The sequence below is a fragment of the Kitasatospora sp. NPDC001095 genome, assembly GCF_053598615.1.
In genome coordinates, this window is sequence record NZ_JBSFKQ010000052.1 from 1 (window position 1) to 17,666 (window position 17,666).

18 protein-coding genes are annotated in these 17,666 nt (G+C 74.8%); 10 read left to right on the top strand and 8 right to left on the bottom strand.

The window, feature by feature from the left end; all coding sequences use genetic code 11:
* Positions 1 to 510: 510 nt before the first annotated feature.
* Complete coding sequence (locus ACWDBB_RS30135) at positions 511 to 1,464, top strand: nitroreductase/quinone reductase family protein (RefSeq protein WP_449792579.1); 954 nt, start codon at positions 511 to 513, stop codon at positions 1,462 to 1,464.
* 89 nt (positions 1,465 to 1,553) lie between these two features.
* On the opposite strand, the gene ACWDBB_RS30140 is transcribed toward ACWDBB_RS30135, so the two are convergent.
* The 3 genes from ACWDBB_RS30140 to ACWDBB_RS30150 form a co-directional block, all read right to left on the bottom strand.
* Positions 1,554 to 2,351, bottom strand: a complete 798-nt coding sequence (locus ACWDBB_RS30140) for an SGNH/GDSL hydrolase family protein (protein ID WP_449792580.1) — start codon at positions 2,349 to 2,351, stop codon at positions 1,554 to 1,556.
* A gap of 529 nt (positions 2,352 to 2,880) precedes the next feature.
* On the bottom strand, positions 2,881 to 3,537 hold the full coding sequence (locus tag ACWDBB_RS30145; protein WP_449792581.1) for an NUDIX domain-containing protein: 657 nt from the start codon (positions 3,535 to 3,537) through the stop codon (positions 2,881 to 2,883).
* A gap of 307 nt (positions 3,538 to 3,844) precedes the next feature.
* Positions 3,845 to 4,981, bottom strand: coding sequence for a hypothetical protein (locus ACWDBB_RS30150; protein ID WP_449792582.1), 1,137 nt, complete (start codon positions 4,979 to 4,981; stop codon positions 3,845 to 3,847).
* Positions 4,982 to 5,224: 243 nt separating this feature from the next.
* Between ACWDBB_RS30150 and ACWDBB_RS30155 the strand changes: the two genes are divergently transcribed.
* The 3 genes from ACWDBB_RS30155 (at position 5,225) to ACWDBB_RS30165 (ending at position 9,660) form a co-directional block, all read left to right on the top strand.
* Positions 5,225 to 5,389 carry an integrase gene (locus tag ACWDBB_RS30155; protein ID WP_449792583.1) on the top strand — a complete coding sequence of 55 codons (165 nt, stop codon included), beginning with the start codon at positions 5,225 to 5,227 and terminating at the stop codon, positions 5,387 to 5,389.
* Positions 5,390 to 5,455: 66 nt separating this feature from the next.
* Positions 5,456 to 6,625 carry an exonuclease SbcCD subunit D gene (locus ACWDBB_RS30160; RefSeq protein WP_449792584.1) on the top strand — a complete coding sequence of 390 codons (1,170 nt, stop codon included), beginning with the start codon at positions 5,456 to 5,458 and terminating at the stop codon, positions 6,623 to 6,625.
* Complete coding sequence (locus ACWDBB_RS30165; RefSeq protein WP_449792585.1) at positions 6,622 to 9,660, top strand: AAA family ATPase; 3,039 nt, start codon at positions 6,622 to 6,624, stop codon at positions 9,658 to 9,660. The genes ACWDBB_RS30160 and ACWDBB_RS30165 overlap by 4 nt, the downstream gene beginning before the upstream one ends.
* A gap of 113 nt (positions 9,661 to 9,773) precedes the next feature.
* Here ACWDBB_RS30165 and ACWDBB_RS30170 read toward each other — a convergent pair whose 3' ends face one another.
* The 3 genes from ACWDBB_RS30170 to ACWDBB_RS30180 all read right to left on the bottom strand — a co-directional run bounded on the left by ACWDBB_RS30170 (position 9,774) and on the right by ACWDBB_RS30180 (position 12,063).
* Positions 9,774 to 9,992 (bottom strand): hypothetical protein, encoded by a 219-nt coding sequence (locus ACWDBB_RS30170; protein ID WP_449792586.1) that lies wholly within the window; start codon positions 9,990 to 9,992, stop codon positions 9,774 to 9,776.
* A 146-nt stretch (positions 9,993 to 10,138) separates the two neighbouring features.
* A complete protein-coding gene (locus tag ACWDBB_RS30175) occupies positions 10,139 to 11,305 on the bottom strand; it encodes a CU044_5270 family protein (protein WP_449792587.1) in 1,167 nt (388 codons plus the stop codon).
* Positions 11,302 to 12,063 carry an RNA polymerase sigma factor gene (locus tag ACWDBB_RS30180; RefSeq protein WP_449792588.1) on the bottom strand — a complete coding sequence of 254 codons (762 nt, stop codon included), beginning with the start codon at positions 12,061 to 12,063 and terminating at the stop codon, positions 11,302 to 11,304. Before ACWDBB_RS30180 ends, ACWDBB_RS30175 begins: the two co-directional genes overlap by 4 nt.
* Before the next feature lie 129 nt (positions 12,064 to 12,192).
* Here ACWDBB_RS30180 and ACWDBB_RS30185 point away from each other — a divergent pair, with 129 nt between their 5' ends.
* The 4 genes from ACWDBB_RS30185 (at position 12,193) to ACWDBB_RS30200 (ending at position 15,260) form a co-directional block, all read left to right on the top strand.
* Positions 12,193 to 13,767, top strand: coding sequence for a serine protease (locus tag ACWDBB_RS30185; RefSeq protein WP_449792589.1), 1,575 nt, complete (start codon positions 12,193 to 12,195; stop codon positions 13,765 to 13,767).
* A gap of 305 nt (positions 13,768 to 14,072) precedes the next feature.
* The gene (locus tag ACWDBB_RS30190; protein WP_449792590.1) at positions 14,073 to 14,393 is read left to right on the top strand and encodes a heavy-metal-associated domain-containing protein; all 321 of its coding nucleotides are present in this window, start codon (positions 14,073 to 14,075) and stop codon (positions 14,391 to 14,393) included.
* Positions 14,394 to 14,472: 79 nt separating this feature from the next.
* A complete protein-coding gene (locus tag ACWDBB_RS30195; RefSeq protein ID WP_449792591.1) occupies positions 14,473 to 14,793 on the top strand; it encodes a metal-sensitive transcriptional regulator in 321 nt (106 codons plus the stop codon).
* A gap of 173 nt (positions 14,794 to 14,966) precedes the next feature.
* On the top strand, positions 14,967 to 15,260 hold the full coding sequence (locus ACWDBB_RS30200; protein ID WP_449792592.1) for a hypothetical protein: 294 nt from the start codon (positions 14,967 to 14,969) through the stop codon (positions 15,258 to 15,260).
* Positions 15,261 to 15,347: 87 nt separating this feature from the next.
* Here the strand turns inward: ACWDBB_RS30200 and ACWDBB_RS30205 are convergent, their stop codons facing one another.
* Complete coding sequence (locus ACWDBB_RS30205) at positions 15,348 to 15,890, bottom strand: MOSC domain-containing protein (RefSeq protein WP_449792593.1); 543 nt, start codon at positions 15,888 to 15,890, stop codon at positions 15,348 to 15,350.
* Between the two features lie 392 nt (positions 15,891 to 16,282).
* Here ACWDBB_RS30205 and ACWDBB_RS30210 point away from each other — a divergent pair, with 392 nt between their 5' ends.
* Complete coding sequence (locus ACWDBB_RS30210; RefSeq protein WP_449792594.1) at positions 16,283 to 16,438, top strand: hypothetical protein; 156 nt, start codon at positions 16,283 to 16,285, stop codon at positions 16,436 to 16,438.
* On the opposite strand, the gene ACWDBB_RS30215 is transcribed toward ACWDBB_RS30210, so the two are convergent.
* On the bottom strand, positions 16,420 to 16,869 hold the full coding sequence (locus ACWDBB_RS30215; protein ID WP_449792595.1) for a DUF4345 domain-containing protein: 450 nt from the start codon (positions 16,867 to 16,869) through the stop codon (positions 16,420 to 16,422). The genes ACWDBB_RS30210 and ACWDBB_RS30215 overlap by 19 nt on opposite strands.
* An 88-nt stretch (positions 16,870 to 16,957) precedes the next feature.
* Here ACWDBB_RS30215 and ACWDBB_RS30220 point away from each other — a divergent pair, with 88 nt between their 5' ends.
* Positions 16,958 to 17,596, top strand: coding sequence for a TetR/AcrR family transcriptional regulator (locus ACWDBB_RS30220; RefSeq protein WP_449792596.1), 639 nt, complete (start codon positions 16,958 to 16,960; stop codon positions 17,594 to 17,596).
* The last annotated feature ends 70 nt before the right edge of the window (positions 17,597 to 17,666 follow it).

The window sequence follows — 17,666 nt, forward strand, 5'->3', positions numbered from 1 at the left end:
GGGCGGGTGGGCTGACGGCACCCTGCCGGGACGGTCCCGGGCGGGTGCGGACGGAAGGACGGCCGGCGGATGGGCAGCGAGCGGGTGGGCGGCGACCAGTTGACAGCGCGTCCGCGGCCTGACTCTAATGGGGGCGTGCAGCGCGGCGTCGGCCAAAGAGCAGTGGGCCGGCCGACAGCCGAGCGGGCACCTTTCCCGAAGGGTCGATGCGCGATGAGCACTCTCTCCGCTTCCCTGATCTGACGCCAGGCGGTCACCGCGGTACCGCTGTACCTGCGGGCGCGAACCGCATCCGGTGTTCCGCGACGCGTGTTCCGTGTTTCGAGCCCTGCGCTCGGAGCCCTGTGTTCCGAGCCCCGTGTCCTGGGTCCCGTGTCCTGTGCCCTGTGTCCGATGTCCCGTGACGGACGTCGCCGGGTGCGGGGACCGGCCGTGACACCGGTTCGGGCGCCGCACCGACACCGCGTGTGGCCGCACCCCCCTTCCTCTCTGGAGATCCATCACACACACATGCCTATGTCCTTCAATCTGAACGTCATCGAGGAGTTCCGCGCCAACGGCGGGAGGGTCGGCGGCCCGTTCGAGGGCGGCGACCTGTTGTTGCTGACCACCACCGGAGCCCGCTCCGGGCGGCCGCACACCGTGCCGCTCGGATACGTCCGGGCACAGGGGCAGCTCCTGGTCGTCGCCTCGGCCGGCGGTGCTCCGGAACACCCCCAGTGGTACCGCAACCTCCTCGTCCACCCGGTCGTCCGGGTCGAAGTCGGCACCGAGGCCTTCGACACCGTCGCCGTACCCGCCGAAGGCGACCGCCGGGAGCGGCTGTTCGCCGCCGTGGTCCGGAAGGCCCCGGGTTACGGGGACTACCAGGCGCACACCGAACGGGAGTTGCCGGTCGTCGTCCTGGAGTGCCCCGAACCACCCGCCGACGGACCGGCCCCGGCCGCCGCCCCGGTCGTGCGCAGCCTCGCCGACAAGCTGGTGGAGACGCACACCTGGCTGCGCGCGCAGCTGCGCCACGTACGGGAGGAGGCGCACGCCCACGTCCCGGGCCGACCGGCCACGCTCGGGCTGCAGCTGCGCCAGCACTGCCTGGCCTTCTGCGAGGGGCTGACGCACCACCACACCGGCGAGGACACAGCCGTCTTCCCCGCGCTCGCGCGCAGCCATCCGGCGCTGGCCGACGTCCTGGCGCGGCTCGGCGAACAGCACCGGGCCATCGGTCGGATCAAGGAGGAACTGGTGGCCCTGCTGGCCGGGATCGCGGTCACCGAACCGGGGCGCCTCCGGGCGGAACTGGACCGGATGTCCGCCGAGTTGGAGGCCCACCTCGACTTCGAGGAGGCGGAACTGCTGCCGGTCCTCTCCGGCATCCCCTTCCCGCCGCCCGGGTCCGCGACGCGCGGACCGGTGCCCGGCCCAGTGTCCGGCCCGGCGTCCGGACCGGCGCCTTCCGGCAGCTGAAACGGCGTTGCCGCCGCCCCCTCCCGAGTCGTGGGAGGGGACGGCGGCTCCGGGACGGGCCCGCGCCGGGCGGTCCGTCGCGGCGGTCCTTACAGCGCCGAGAAGACCGGCAGGTAGCCACCGGAGTGGCCGGACGCCTTCGGGTGGTAGCTCTCGTCGACCGGCAGGGTGGTGCTGTTCAGCCAGGTGGTCTGCGAGCCGCAGATCTCGTGCTCGGTGAAGATGCTGCGGACGTCGCCGAAGGCGAAGCCGGCGTTGGCGGCCCGCTTGGCGAGGACACCGTCGAGGGTGTCGGCGGCGCCGTTGATCGCGGCACGCTTGGTGTCGCTGATGCCGAAGATGCAGCTGCCGCCGATCTTGTAGATGTGCGGGTAGCCCATCACCACGACGTGGGCCTTCGGGGACTTGGCCTTGATCGCCGAGTACACCTTGTCCAGCTGGGCGGGCAGGGTGTTGGTGGCGTAGCTCTTGGCCGTGTTGATGGCGCTGATGCAGTCGCTGTCCGAGCCGAGGACACAGGTCTGCATGGTGTCGGCGAAGCCCGCGTCGTTGCCGCCGACCGAGATGCTGACCAGCGTGGTGCTGGCGTCCAGGGCGGAGATCTGGTTGTTCAGGATGTCGCCGGTCTTGGCGCCCGAACAGGCAACGAACTTGAAGGAGGACGGCGCGTGCGCGTTCTTCCAGAGGTACGCGTACGCATTGGTGCTGCGCTTGCAGCTACCGCTCTCGGCCGTGTAGCTGCCGGCGCCGACACCGGAGGAGTACGAGTCGCCGAGGGCCACGTAGTTGGCGCCGGCGGCGTTCGCGGAGGACGCGGCGAACAGCGTCGTCATGGTGAGGCCTGCGGCTATGGCGGCGATGGACAGAGCACGGGCACGGCGGATCATCACAGCTCCAGTGGGGTGGCGTGGTGAGGGTCACAGAAGTGATACCAGGCGGTAGCCGAACCTGGAAGCGGTCATGCCAGGGATATTGACGGGACGTCTGACTGCCCGGAGATGAACTGCCGCTGACAGTCCGTGACTTCGCGCAGGTCAAAAGGGGTGCGCGGTGACGCGCGTAGCGCTGCGCGCGTAGACCGGCAACTTGCGGAAATTTCTTGCACGATAAGCCGGGGGCCGCCGCCCGGACATCGCCGAGTCAGATTCGGAGCGGGTGTCAGCGAGCCCCGGGGGGGGGCTGATCGAACTCCCGAGGCGCGCCGAGAGGTGGGCGAAAAGGGACATCAACGGCACGGCCGGAATTCACCGTTGCGGCCGCTCCGAGCCGTGCGACGGATGTTGACATCGGTCCTGGCGTGGCGTCAGAACAGCGAACACCGCTGCCGAAACAATGGTGTCGGGACAGGGGTGCCGGGGCAGGGGTGCCGGGGCAGGGGTGCCGGGACGTCGTCCGGGAGTACGGCGCCGCGCGCGGTCAGCCCTGCACGCCGGAGTGGCCACCACCGTGGTGCACGGCCCCGGGGTACACGGTGCCCGGGGCGAGGGTGCAGCCCTCGACCGGCAGCTCCTCGATCGCCTCGTTCGCCGCCGCGGGCACGCCGAGCCAGCGGACGGCGGTGGCCACCGCCGTCCGGGCCTGGCGCAGCCCGGGCCCGCCCCAGCCGAGCAGTTCGACGGCGAGGCCCGGTGCGACCAGCAGCCGCCGGTAGTGCCGGCCCGAGGCCGGGTCGGCCGCGCTCGGGCCGACCGCCCGCAGCACCGCCGCCATCCGGACCCGCGCGCACTCGTGCCCGCCGTTCGCCGAGCCGACCCGGTCGTAGAGGTAGCCGAGGTAGTACGGCCGGCTGATCAGGGCCTGTGCCTCCTCGGCCGCCTCCCGGGCCAGGGCCGCCGCCGGATCCCCACCGTCCTCCGGCTCCAGCGAGCCGCCAGGCAGCGAGCAGATGCCGTCCCTGGGGTTCACCAGTGTCAGCACCCGCCCGTCGGGGGCGAACAGCCACCCCCAGGACTGCTTGACCGGCAGCCCCTCCGGCACCTGCTCGCCCGGCCGCCACGGCCAGCCCGCCGTGGGGCGCCGCCGCACCTTCCCGAGCAGCTCGGCGACCTCCGCGCTGTACTCGATCGGGCTCATGCAATCGCCCCGCGGCGCTCGGCGGGGGCACCGGCCCGCGCCCACCCCCTGGCACCGAGCGCACTCCGCTCGCTCATCCGTCCCCCTCTCGCTGTCGGGCTTCGCCGGACCGGCGGTGCGCGGGGAGGACCTGCAGGGCACGGTACGGAGCGGAGCGGCCGGAGCGGCGGCGTGGGGCACCGCGCGCTCCTGCTGTTGATCTTCTCCGAATCTTCCCCGAACACGCGGTCGATGAACAGTCCCCAGCGCCGCATGGCGGATGCGGAAGCCGTGAACGCGGTGAACGCGGAGGCGGTGAGCGCCCTCGTCAGCCCAGCGGCCCACCCCCTTCCCCGGCGCCCCGGAAGACGGGCAGCGGGAACCCGGGCAGCGGATCCACCCCGGGCGGGAAGGGCAGCCCGCGCGCGGCGTCGTCGGCCAGCTCGTCGAACACCTCGTGTGCCGTCATCGCCCGCAGCCGGCCGCCGGTCAGCGCCCAGCCGCGGACCGGCGGCCGGAGCCGGGTGCCCGCCTCCTCGCCGTCCACCCGGACGCCCGCCGACGGATCGCCGTGCAGCAGCAGCGCCCCCTCCCCACCCAGGGCGACACCCGCCGCGAGCGTGACGCAGAACGCCTCGGCGTCCCGCCCGGCGGGGTACAGCCGGCCCTCCTCCACACAGACGTCCACCGCGGAGGTGAGCTCCTCGCCGTCCTCGGGGCCGTGGCAGCGCAGCGTCAGCAGGTGGCAGCCCTCCCCCGCGCCCTCGGCCAGCGCCAGGTAGACCGAGGTCACGTACCGCATCACGGCCGCCATCCGGAGCTGCCCGGACGGGTCGTCGCCGACGGCGTCCAGCAGGGCCGCGCAGGCCACGGACATCCGCACCCGCGCCCGGTGGTCGTCCAGCAGCACCGGGAGCAGCTCGGCCAGCCGCTCCCCCGCGTAGACGAACGGCTCACCGGCCAGCTCCGGATCACCCGCGTAGGCGACCCGGGCGGCGGGCATCCGGGGATCGAGGCCGAGCGCCTCGCAGTAGTCCTCGAAGTCGCCCGCCTCCAGGACCCGAAGGTGCACCTCCAGCCCCTGCCGGTGCAGGGCCGTCAGCTGCTCCTCCGCCTGCCGCAGGTAGGCCGCGTGCCCGAGCCCGCCGAACAGCCCGTACCGCGCCAGCCCGGCGAAGTCCCCCGCGTCGACGGCCAGGGCCACCGCCACCGGCTGGGGCGGCGGCGCACCCCGTGCCCGCCCGCCGCGCCCGGCCGCCCGCGCACCACGCCCGCCGGCCCGCGCCCCCGGAGGCCGGTCGCCTCCGGGTGGCACCGCCCCGCCGGGCCCACCGGCCGACGCCCCGCCGGCACCGCCACCGGGCCTCCGCCCGGACAGCACCAGCACCTGCCGGCGCCTCGGCGACGGCCGCCCCGCCGCAGCACCGCCCAGCACCTCGCACACCGACTCCCGCACAGCAGCCATGGCTCCTCCTTCTCGTTCGATCGCCCGACACCGGACAGCGCCGACCACCCCGGCTGGGACTGGCCGACGTCGAGGAACATACACAGAGCCACTGACAATTCACCCCAGGTAATCGAACAAGCTCAGCGCGGACCCCAGGCCGCCGCTGCGGAGCGCCCCGCTTGATCCGGAGTGCCCGTGCCCGAGGTGCACGGACCGGAGGGTGGCCCGCGATGCCGCCGCTTGAGCTGATGGCGCCGGGGAGTGCTGGAGGTGTCGCGGTGGCTCGGCCATCGCTCGATCAAGATCACTGCCGACATCTACGGTCATGTGTCCCCCGATGCGGGTGAGAAGCTGAGAGCTGTGATGGACGCGGTGCTGTCGGAGGCTCCTGTGATACTCGGTGCTGACCACGCGCTCGCCGCGTGACCCGTGCTGGTCCGGTGCTGACTCGAATGTGCAAGGAGCGACAAACATGCAGGTGAGGGCCCTGTCGTGAGACTGCTGCATACCTCCGACTGGCATCTCGGGCGTTCGTTCCACCGGGAGAGCCTGCACGACGCCCAGCGCGCCTTCCTGGACCACCTGGTGGCAGTGGTCCGGTCCGAGGGCGTGGACGCCGTGCTGGTCGCGGGAGACGTGTACGACCGGGCGCTGCCCGGGCTGGAAGCGGTCGCGATGTTCGACGACGTGCTGCACCGGCTCGCGGATCTCGGGGTGCCGACGGTCTTCATCAGCGGCAACCACGACTCGGCCCGCCGCCTCGGGGTCGGGGCGGGGCTGATCGGACGGGCCGGCATCCACCTGCGGACCGACCCGGACGGGTGCGCCGAGCCCGTCCTGCTGGCGGACGAGCACGGCCCGGTCGCGGTGTACGGGCTGCCGTACCTGGAGCCGACGCTGGTGCGCGAGCGGTTCGGGCTCGCGAAGGGCGGGCACGCGGCGGTGCTCGGGGCGGCGATGGAGCGGGTCAGGGCGGACCTCGCGGCACGCCCGGCCGGCACCCGGGCGGTGGTGCTGGCGCACGCCTTCGTCACCGGCGGCGCACCGAGTGACAGCGAGCGGGACATCGCGGTCGGCGGCGTCGCCTCCGTGCCCGCCTCGGTCTTCGACGGGGTGCACTACGCCGCGCTCGGCCACCTGCACGGCTGCCAGACGCTCGCCCCGCACCTGCGCTACAGCGGCTCCCCGCTCGCCTACTCCTTCTCCGAGGCCAACCAGCGCAAGACCATGTGGCTGGTCGACCTCGCCGCCGACGGCTCGGTGACTGCCGAGCGCGTCCCCTGCCCCGAGCCGCGCCGACTGGCGACCTTGCGCGGCACCCTCGACGAGTTGCTCACCGACGAGCGGTACGCCGAGCACGAGCAGTCCTGGGTGCAGGCCACGCTCACCGACGCGGCCCGGCCGAGCGAGCCGATGGAGCGGTTGCGCCGCCGCTTCCCGCGCACCCTCCAGCTGCTGTTCGACCCCGAGCGCGGCGACGCCGAGCCCTCCCTGTCGTACGCGGCGCGGGTCAGCGGCCGCGGGGACCTCGAGGTCGCGGAGGGCTTCCTGCGGCACGTCCGCCCCGGTGCCGAGCCGGCGCCGGACGAGCTCGGCTGGCTGCGCGAGGGCTTCGAGCGCGTCCGGGAGACCACCGACCGGAAGGCGGACCTGCCCCGATGAGGCTGCACCGGCTCACCGTCACCGCCTTCGGCCCGTTCGCGGGCAGCGAGACGGTGGACTTCGACGCGCTCGCCACCGGCGGGCTGTTCCTGCTGCGCGGCGCGACGGGCGCCGGCAAGACCAGCGTGCTGGACGCGGTCTGCTTCGCCCTGTACGGCGAGACGCCGGGCGCACGCCGGGCCAACCGGCTGCGCAGCGACCACGCCGATCCGAAGCGGCTGACCTCGGTGGAGCTGGAGCTGACCCTCGGCGGCCGGCGGCTGCAGATCACCCGGCTGCCGGAGCAGCGCCGGCCGAAGAAGGTCGGCACCGGCACCACCGTCGAGCGGGCGCAGACGCTGCTGCGCGAGTGGGTCGCCGACACGGGCGACGGCGCGCCCGGCTGGCGGGGGCTCAGCAAGTCTCACCAGGAGGCCGGGGAGGAGATCCACCGGCTGATCGGCATGAACCGGGAGCAGTTCTGCCAGGTGGTGCTGCTGCCGCAGGGCGACTTCGCCCGTTTCCTCAAGGCCGACTCGGAGGAGCGCGGCAAGCTGCTGCGGCGGCTGTTCGACACCGAGCGGTTCCAGCACGTGGAGGCCTGGCTGGCCGAGCAACGTCGCGGTCAGGAGGCCGTCGTCCAGGCCGACCGGCGGCGGCTGCGGGACCTCGTCAGCAAGGCCGAGCAGGCGGCCGGTCCGGGCGCCGAGCCCGCCGCCGGCTGGGTGCCGGCCGAGGAGGACGACGCCGGTCTGGCCGCCGGGGTGCTCGGCTGGGCGGCGGTCCTGCGCAGCGGCGCGGCCGAGCAGTTCGCCGTCGCCGAGGCCGCCCTCGCGGGCGCCGGCGCCGCTCAGCGCGCCGCCCAGGAGCACCGCGGCGCCGCGGAGGAGCTGGCCGGTCGCCAGCGCCGGCACCGGGAGGCGCTGGACCGGGCCGAGCGGCTGGCCGGCTTCGAGGCCGCCGCGGCCGCGGACCGGCGGCGACTGGCCGCCGCCCAGGAGGCCGTCGGGGTGGAGTCGGCGCTGCGGCTGCGGGAGAGCGCGGCCGAGGCACTCGGGCGCGCCCGGCTGGCGGAGCGCCGGCACCGCGAGGCGCTGGCCGGCTCCGGTGGCGAGGGCCGGGAACTCGCCGGGGCGGACGCCGCCGGGCTCGCCGAGGCCGAACTGCGGCTGCGGGCCGAGGTGGTCCGACTGGAGGCGGCCCGGGCGGAGGAGCGACGCTGCGCCGAACTCGCCCACGAGCAGAGCTCCCTGACGGAGGACCGGCGCGCCGCCGAGGAACGGGCCGAGGAGGCCGAGGACTGGCTGTCCGAGTTCGAGGACGAGCTGGGCCGCTTGGAACAGCAGCACACCGAGGCCCGGTCGGCGAGCTCAAGGGTCGAGCAACTGGACGGGCAACGCACCGAGTTGACGGTCCGCCTGGGAGCGGCCAGGGAACGCGACGGCCTGCGCGCCGAGATCGCCGCGGCCGAGCCCCGGGTGGTCGCGCTGCGCACCGCCGCGCTGGACGCCCGCGAGCACAGCCTGGACCTGCGGGACCGCCGGCTGAGCGGCATGGCCGCCGAGCTGGCCGAGCAGCTGCGCACGGGCGAGGCCTGCCGGGTCTGCGGCTCGCCCGAGCACCCGGCGCCCGCCGAGGCCACGCCCGGCGGCCGGGTCGGCGCCGAGGACGAGGAGCGGGCGCGCCGGGCACAGGCCGCGGCCGAGCGGGCCTGGACGGAGGCCGACCAGGCGCTCACCGCGCTGCGGGTACGCGAGGCCACCGCCGCCGGCGCGGCCGGGCCGGACGGCGCGGAGGCGCTCGCGCAGGCCCTCGCCGGGCTGGAGCGCGAGCACCGCGAGGCACGGCAGGCGGCGGAGGCGCTCGGCCGGGTCGAGCGGGACATCGTCCGGCTGTCGCAGGACCGCGCCCGCCGGGTCGACGAACTGCACGAGGCCAAGGAGCGCGCCGCCGTCCTCTCCGACCGTCTGCTGGCGCTCGGCACCGAGCAGCGGGCGCTGACGGCCCGGGTGGCGGCCGCCCGGGGCGAGGCGGCCTCGGTCGCGGACAGGGCCGCGGCCCTGTCCCGGCTCACCGAGGCGGTCGCCGCCACGGCCACCGCCGCCAGGGCGCACGCGGAGGCGGAGGCCAGGCTCGGCGAGGCCGAGGACGAGCTGGGCAAGGCCGCCGCCGCGGCGGGCTTCCCGGACGCCGCGGCAGCGCTGGCGGTACTGCTGCCGCGCGAGGAGCGCGAGCAGTTGGAGAAGCGGCTGGAACGGCACAGCGCGGAGACCGCCGCCGTCCGCCGAGAGCTGGCGCTGCCGGAACTGGCCGAGGCCGCGGGCCGTCCGCCGGTGGACCTGACCGCCGTCGCGGCCGCGCTCGGCGCGGCCACCGACCGGCTCGGCCGGGCACACGCCGCCCACGCGGCGGCCCGTGAGCGCTGCGCGGCGCTGGCCGCGATCGGTCGGCAACTGGACGGGCTCGCCGCCGAGCTGGCCCCGGCGCTGGACCGGTACGGGCGGATCAACCGGCTCGCCGCGCTCGCGGCCGGCACCTCGGCCGAGAACCGGCTGCGGATGCGCCTGGAGTCGTACGTCCTGGCGGCCCGGCTGGAGCAGGTCGCGGCGGCGGCCAGCGACCGGCTGGTCCGGATGTCCGGCGGGCGCTACACCTTGGTGCACAGCGACGACCGGGGCACCGGCACCAAGCGCTCGGGCCTGGCCCTGCGGGTGGTCGACGCCTGGACGGGCACCGAGCGGGACACCGCGACCCTCTCCGGTGGCGAGAGCTTCTTCGCCTCGCTCTCCCTCGCCCTGGGTCTGGCCGACGTGGTCACCGACGAGGCGGGCGGGATGCCGCTGGACACCCTCTTCATCGACGAGGGCTTCGGCACCCTCGACGAGCACGCCCTGGAGGAGGTCATGGACGTCCTGGACGGCCTGCGCGAGCGCGACCGCGCGGTCGGCATCGTCAGCCACGTCGCCGACCTGCGCAGCCGCATCCCCGCCCAGCTGCTGGTCCGCAAGGGGCGGCACGGCTCGACCCTGGCACTGGCCGGACGGGAGGACGCTTAGTACTCCGGTAGCCGGCCCGCGCCGGGCCTCGACTCCGCCGGCCGCATCTCGGGCATCGACGCGGAACCGGTTCCTGCCCAGTGCTCCACCGTGGATCTCGACGCGGCCCGAGGTCAGCCCGAGCAGGCGATTCGCTGCGCCTGCTGCCAGGCGCACACCGGGCAGAGGGTGCCGCCGGGGTGGTCGGCGGGCAGTTCGGTCGGCTCGCCGCACAGGACGCAGTCGGCGCGGGGCCCGGTCGCGTCCGGGTCGTGCCGCAGCGCGGCCTCCGCTCCGCCCTCGGGTGCGAGTTCGCAGACGACCGCTTCCTGGATCGTACGGGTGTCGCTCATGCCGCCTTACTACTCCGCTCCCCGCTCAAGCGCAACAAGCTCGGTCCCGGCGGCCCGTGGCCCCGGCGGACGACCCGGGGCGGCGGGGTCGGTGCCGGAGGCCGGGGGCGGCTGTCACCCCCAGCGGTCGTCGCGCGGGCGCCTGATCACCGTTCCTCCAGCGGGAGTTCGCCGACGCGGTCGACCGCGCCCCTGGTGAGGACGGCTGAGGTTCCGAGCACCGTCCCGGCCGGCCCCGCGTCGCCGGCCTCGCTGAGGACCGTGCGCTCGCCGAGGAACGCGTACGTGGTCCGGTCGAAGATCCACTGCGTCTGCTGTCCGTGCGCCGTGCGGGCCACGGCGACGCCTTCGCGCCCGGCGGCGTCGCCGGCCGAGGGGACCACGGTGACTCCGGGGATCCGCTCGGCGGCCCGGTAGAGCGCGGCGCCGACCTGCGGCGGCGCCCAGGTCTCGGCCAGCAGGTCGCCGATCGCGGCGAAGGCCCGCTGGTCGGGGTCCTGGCCCGCGCCGGTCCGGCCCTCGGTGCGGGTCTGTTCCCGGATCAGCTTCAGCAGGGCGTCCGGGTCGGTGGGCAGGGAGGCGACGTAGGCGTGGGTCGGCTCGGCGATCGACGGGCCGACCGGGCGTGCGGTGTGGGGCCGGGGCGTCGCGCCCGGCCGGTCGAGCTCGAAAACCGGTCCGTCCTCGCGGAGCGGGCTGTCCGGCCCGCCGTCCTCGCGCAGCAGACCGGGGCGACTGCCGTCGGCGGACAGCCAGACCTGCCGGGTGTGCGCCGGCGCCGTCGTCACGGGACCACCCGCGGCGCTCTGCCCGGCGAAGGCGACCCTGCTCTCGATGTAGACGAACTGGTCGGCGCGGAGCGCCGGTTGCTCCGCCTCGGCGGCGGCGAGCGCGATGCGGCCGAGGAGCCGTCCCGCTTCGGAGGTCCCGGCGGCACTGCTCTCGATGACCGCGCGGTCGGGCTCGACCGCACCCCCGAGGTCCAGCGCCACGACGCCGACGGCCGCCAGGCCGCAGGCGAGCGCCGGCACGGCGATCCGGAACCGGAGCGAACGACGGGTCGGACGCCCGGACGGCGCCCGCCCGGCGGACGCGGGGGACGCGGCAGGCACGGCAGACCCAACGGACGCTGCAGGCGGAGCAGCCTCGGCGCCATCGGCGGCGGCCCTGCGCAACACCTCCCTTCTCAGCAGCAGTTGACGCTCCTCGTCCAGTCCGGGCACCGCCGGCGGCGGCAGCAGCTCGGCGAGTTCGCGCCGCTCGGACTCCTCGGACGACGGGCACTGCGTACCGCGCCGTGGGGTGGCATTCATCCGTGGCTCTCCTGGGTCGACGGCCGGAGCACGGGGGCACGGCCGGGTACGGGCAGGGTGGTGACGGCGGAGGAGGTCCTGCCCTCCGCCGCGGTGGGCTCTCCGGTGCCGTCCGGCCGTCGCCGCACGCGCGCGGAGGCCCTGGCCGAAGCCCTGGCCTCCGCCGCGATTTCGGCCTCGGTGAGGTCGCGCAGCCGGGCACGGGCCCGGGACAGCCGCGAGCGGACGGTCCCGACCGGCGTGCCGAGCGCCTCGGCCGCGCTCGCGTAGTCCAGTCCGGCCCACACCACGAGGGTGAAGACCTCCCGGTCGCGGCGCCGGAGGCGGGCGAGCGCGCGACGCGCGGCCCGCAGGTGTTCGACGTCGGCGAGGTTCGCGACCAGGTCGTCGGCGAAGTCCGGGACCGAGCCGCGTTCCGGCGTCCGGGCCAGCGCGATGTCACGGCGCCGGCGGGCGCGGGCGTTGCGGCGCATGATGTTGGTCGCGATCCCCAGCAGCCACGGGCGCAGCCCGTCACCGTCGGGGCGCGGCCCGTAACCGTCGGCGTGCGGCCCGTCACCGTCGGGGCGTGGCCCGTCACCGGCGGGATGCAGTCGCTCCCGGCCCCGCCACGCCTCCAGGAAGGTCGTCGAGACGACGTCCTCGGCCTCCGCCCAGTCGCCCGTCACGCGCAGGGCGTAGCGGTACAGCACCTGGGCGTGCTCGTCGTACAGCTCGCCCAGGGCATCGGGGTCGCCGCGGCGAAGACGCGTTCTCATGAGTGCTTCCACACACTGCTCTGCCCGGTCCGCCGCCCGGGTTCCGGTGATGCGCGTCACAGCCGCCGACCCGCCCGGGGTGTGGCCCTGATCACGGGAACTCCGCTGCCCGGCCGAGCAGTACAGGGCATGACCACGACCTCCCTTCCCCGCCGCAACGCCCTCCGCGCCCTGGCCGTCGCCGTCGCACTGGTCGGCGCCTCGACTCCCGCCTTCGGCGGTGCGGCCTTCGCCGCCGAGCCGGAGACGTACACCCTCACGATCAAGCACCTGGACCGCGCCGGCCAACCGGCCGGGAAGTACCGCACCCACATCAGCGGGGTCTTCGAGGCGGGGGGCGAGGAGTTCCTCGAGCAGCAGGACGCCTCCGGGGTCACGACGGTGCGGCTGCCCAGGGGCCGGTACCTGCTGGACAGCACCCTGCCCGACGGCCCGGGGGCGGGCGGCCCGGCCTGGACGGACTGGGTCGTCCAGCCGCGCCTCGACCTCGACCGGGACACCACCGTCACCGTCGACGCGCGGACCACCGCCCCCGTCGACGTCCGGCCCCCGGACGGCGCCGCGCGGTTCCTGCAGAGTTCGATGTTCGTCGAGGTCACGCACGAGGGTGTCACCAGGAGCGCCAACATCGGCAACAGGTCGACGAACCTGCGTGTGGCCCACCTGGGGCCCGAGGCCGAGGCCGGGACGGTCAATCAGTGGTACGACGCGCACTGGGCGACCGACAGCGGCGGCTACCTGCTCGGGCAGACCTTCTCCGGCACCCGCGCCCTGACCGGGCTCGCCCGGCAGTACGCCGCGCAGGAGCTGGCGACCCTGAACATCCGTGGCGCCGCCGGTCCGGGCAGCAACGGAACCGCCCTGCTGAGCGTCCTGCCGAGCACCGGGACGGTCGCCGGCGCCCCCCGGGTCATGAAGACGCCGGGCACCGCCACCTTCCTCGTCGCGCCCGAGCGCGGCACCTGGGACATCGGTGTCACCGTCCCGGGCGCCGACGGCGTGACGCGGAACCACTACGCCGCCGACCGCGTCGCCGTACGGGCCGGGACGACGACGACCCACACCTTCGACGGCCCGGTGTTCGGCCCGGCGCTCACCGAGCGTCCCGCCGTCTCGCGCGACGGCGACCGGATCACCGCCGACGTCCCGCTGCTCGCCGACGGCGACGGCCACGCGTCGTGGCGCCCGTCGTTCGACACCGCGTACACCGCGCTGTACCGCGACGGCGTGCTGGTCGGCACCGCGTCCGACGCGCCCGGGCGCGGCGAGTTCACCGTGGCCCCGGGCCAGGGCTCGTACCGTCTGGCCACCACGGTGACCCGCAAGGCCGCGGCCGGCGCGACCACCCGCGTGAACGCGTCCTGGACCTTCACCTCGACCACCACGACCGGGCCGACGGCGCTCCCGGTGAGCGTGGTGCGGTTCTCCCCCGATCTGGGCCCGACCGGCACCGCGACGGCCGGCAGCCCGCTCCGGATCCCCGTCACCGTCCAGGGCGCCGCCGCCGACGGCCGTACCCGTTCGCTGACCGTCTCGGCCTCCACCGACGGCGGCGCCTCGTGGACCCGTCTCCCGCTGGAGGCCGGTGCCGTCACCGTGCAGAACCCGCCGGCCGGCACCGCCGTCTCCCTGCGCGCCGAACTGACCGACACCGACGGCAACACCCTCGAGCAGACCATCGCCGACGCCTACCGCACCCGGTGACGACGGCGAGCGCCTGAGCCGGCGCCGGCCTCCTCGATCGAGGAGGCCGGCGCTGTCTTCTCTTCCCGTGCCGTTCCCGGGTCTCCGTCCACTCGCTCCCTCGACTCCGCTTCCGGCTTCGCCCCTCGACGCGTCAACGATGCTGGTCTTGACGGGTGTTGACGATCTGCTGGCCGGTGAGCGGCCGGGCGGGGAGGGGCTTCGCAGGGCCCGGCTATTACCCTAGGGGGGTATGGTACCTTCGACGTGAAGCAGCCGCCCGGGCCGTCCGGTCGGCGCCGGACACCCATGACAGGAGCACACCCATGAGCGAGAGCACCGTCACCGTCGAGTCCGCCACCGCCGAGGCCTCCTCCTGCTGCGGTTCGTGCGGCACCAGCGCCGGTGCGGCGCCGGCCGCCGAGTCCGTCCGGGCCTCGGTGTTCCAGGTGAAGGGCATGACCTGCGGCCACTGCGTCTCCTCGGTGACCGCCGAGCTGAAGAAGATCGCCGGCGTCGAGGACGTCGCCGTGGACCTCGCGACCGGCCGGGTCACCGTCGGCAGCACCCTGCCGCTCGCCGACTCCGACGTGGCCGCCGCCATCGACGAGGCCGGTTACGACCTGGTCAGCCGCGTCGAGGGCTGACCCGCACGCGTCGGCCCGAACGGGCGGGGCACCACCGCGCCCGTTCGGCCCGACTCCCCACCACCGCGCCGCCGGTAGAGTGAGGGCACGCCTCACCGCACAGGAACCGGAGACGGCTATGGCCAGCTACAGCTCCCACAAGGACGACTTCCTCAAGCGGCTCCGCCGCATCGAGGGCCAGATCCGTGGCCTCCAGCGCATGGTCGAGCAGGACACCTACTGCATCGACGTCCTCACCCAGGTCTCCGCCGCCAGCCGCGCCCTCCAGTCCTTCGCCCTCCAACTCCTGGACGAACACATCGAATGCTGCGTCCGCGACGCCATCGCCGAGGGCGGCCAGGAGGCGGGCACCAAGATCCGCGAGGCCAACCAGGCCATCGCCCGCCTCGTCAGGTCCTGACCCGACCCCGATCCGGCACCCGAGGCACCCGAGGCACCCACGACGCCCGAGGCGCCCGAACCACGACCCCCGGCTCCCGGCAGCTCCCGCGCCGGGAGCCGGGGCCGTTACGGGGTGGGGGTATGAGCGGCGGTCAACCGCCTTACCGGACAGTCGAATCGGGGCGATCAACCGTGGAGTCGATCGAGTTCGTCCGCCGACTGGACGGCCTGGTCCACCGCTTCGACCCGGACGGCATCTTCAACGGCCGCCCGTCCTACCGGCGGCGGGGCCTGGACCTGTGGTGGCGGTGGCCGCCGGACCGGGGCTGGTGCGTGGTCGATGCCGACGGAGTGCCCAACTCCGGCCCCCTGCCGGCCGGGAGCCGACACCGGGAACACCCGCCCACCGGTCCGTGGCGCAGCCGGAAGGCGGGCAGGTCATCCCTCAACGGCCTGCGCCGAGTCGACGGAGAGCCACCGCGCTGACGCCGCCGCCACGGCCGACCTCCAGGCTCGGACCCGCTCGGACCCACTCGGACCCACTCGGACGTGCTCAGACCCGCTCGGCCCCGCTCAGACCTGGCCGAGCGGACGGTGCGGGCCGTCCGGGAGCGTGACGGTGACGGGGTCGCCGGGGCGGACCGGGCCGCCGGCGCGGACGGTGCCCATGATTCCGGCGCGGCGCACGATCGTGCCGTCCGCGGCGCGACCGACGACCTGCTTGAGCAGCCCTGGCCGGTAGTTGTCGATCTGGGCGCACGGGTTGCGCAGGCCGGTGATCTCCACCTCGGCCTGCGGGCCGATCCGCAGCACCGCGCCGACCGGCAGGCCGAGCAGGTCGACGCCCTCGGTGGTGATGTTCTCGCCGAGCGCGCCCGGCGGCACGTCGAAGCCCGACTCGCCGAGCTCGGCGAGCAGTTCACGGTGGATCAGGTGGACCTGCCGCAGATTGGGCCGCGTCGGGTCCTGCGCCATCCGGGACCGGTGCTTGACCGTCGCCCCGGCGTGCACGTCCCCCTCGACGCCCAGCCCGGCGAGCAGCATGATGCCGTCGCGGTTCGTCTTGGTGAACGAGTACTCGGCGTTGCTGCTGACCGCCACCACGGTGCCGCTCATGTTCGGGCCCTCCTCGCGCACGCACGTTCGATCAGCCAGGAGCCTACTCCGCCGCGGCCGTACGGTCAGCCCTCCGAGGGCGCCCGCAGCAGCGGCAGCACGACCTCGTCCAGGATCTCCTCCGTCCACCGCGGGCGGGGCCGACTTCACCGGGCTCTCGGTCGGCTACCCGGGGCGGGCCGCTCGGCCGCGACCTCGATGACACCACCGGCATCCGGGCCGGCGACCGCGCTCCCGACGCGCCCTGCACCACCGCCGACGGCACCCCGCCCCGACTCTTCGACCTGTTCGCGGCCGGCACTTCACCCTGCTGACCGTCGGCGAGCACCCGGCGCCGGCCGACCTCCGCGAGAACGCGGACCCCGCCGCCCCCGGCCTGCGCCGGGGGCGGCGTGCCGGCCCCTGAGGGTCACGTCGCCCGGGCGTACGGGCTGCGCGGCGACGCCGTCGTGCTGGTCCGCCCGGACGGCTACGTCGCGCTCACCGGCGCCACCTCCGACCTGGCCACCGTCGCCGCGCAGCCGGCGGGCTACGCCCCGGTCGACTGAGCCCCGGTCGGCTGAGCCCCGCTTGGCCGAGCCCCGGCCCCGTTCCCGCCGCGCGCCGCCCGCTCGTCCGCGTCGGCGAGCCACAAGTACACCGGCGCGAGCCCGAGTTCGAGCGCCATCAGCACCAGCTGGAACCAGTGCGGCCGGCCGTCGACCACGATGGACAGCACCCGCGCGAGGCCGCCCAGCAGGAACACCGCCGCCAGCCACCGCACCGTCCGGGCGGGCACCGGCGCCTGCCGGGCGGCCTGGATCCAGGCCGCCCCGTACCCGGCGAAGACCGCCCCCATGAAGCGGCCGAAGCCGGCGGCCGTCGGCCCGGCGTCCGCGACGCCGGGCATCGCGGCGTTCCCCAGCAGGATGTGGACGAAGCCGATCGCCACGCAGGCGACCCCCATCGTCCACGTGAGCACCCGTAACGCCTTGGCCATGACCCACCCACCCGTTCCAGAGGTCTGGTTGACACGTGTCTACTAACCTGCGCCGACAAGTAGACGCGTGTCAAGTAACCTGGCGCGCATGCCAGTCCACGAACGACGCCGGCGCCTCTCCCCCGCCGAGCGACGCGCCCAGCTGCTCGCCACCGGCGCCCGGCTCTTCGCCGAACGGCCGTACGAGGACGTGCTGATGGAGGAGGTCGCCGAGAAGGCCGGGGTCTCCCGCGCGCTGCTCTACCGGCACTTCGCGAGCAAGCACGACCTCTTCGCCGCGGTCTACCGGGAGGCCGCCGACGGCCTGCTCGCCAGGACCCGCTTCGATCCGGCCGACACCCTGGTCGAGCAGCTGGTGGAGGGCATGGACGCCCACCTGGACTACTTCATCGCCAACCGGCACGCCGTGCTCGCGGCCAACCGCGTGCTGGCCGGGGACCAGGTGATCCAGACCATCATCGACGAGGAGCTCGACGCCCTGCGCGGCCGGCTGCTCGGCGTCCTCCCGCTCGCGGACGAGCGGGCGCGGCGGGCGGTGTCACAGGTCCTGCGCAGCTGGCTGGTGTTCGTCCGGGTGCTGGTCATCGATTGGCTGACCGAGGAGAACTGCACCCGCACCGAGCTGCGGGACGTCTGCGTCGGCGCCGTGCTGGGCGCGCTCCGGCCGCTGCTGCCCGCCGATCCGGCACCCGACCGGGGGCATCCAGGGCATACCATCGGGGCATAACGGGGAGAAGCGCCATAAGTATCCAATTACCTATGAATATACGACAATTGCATGCTCCGACTCCCCCCGA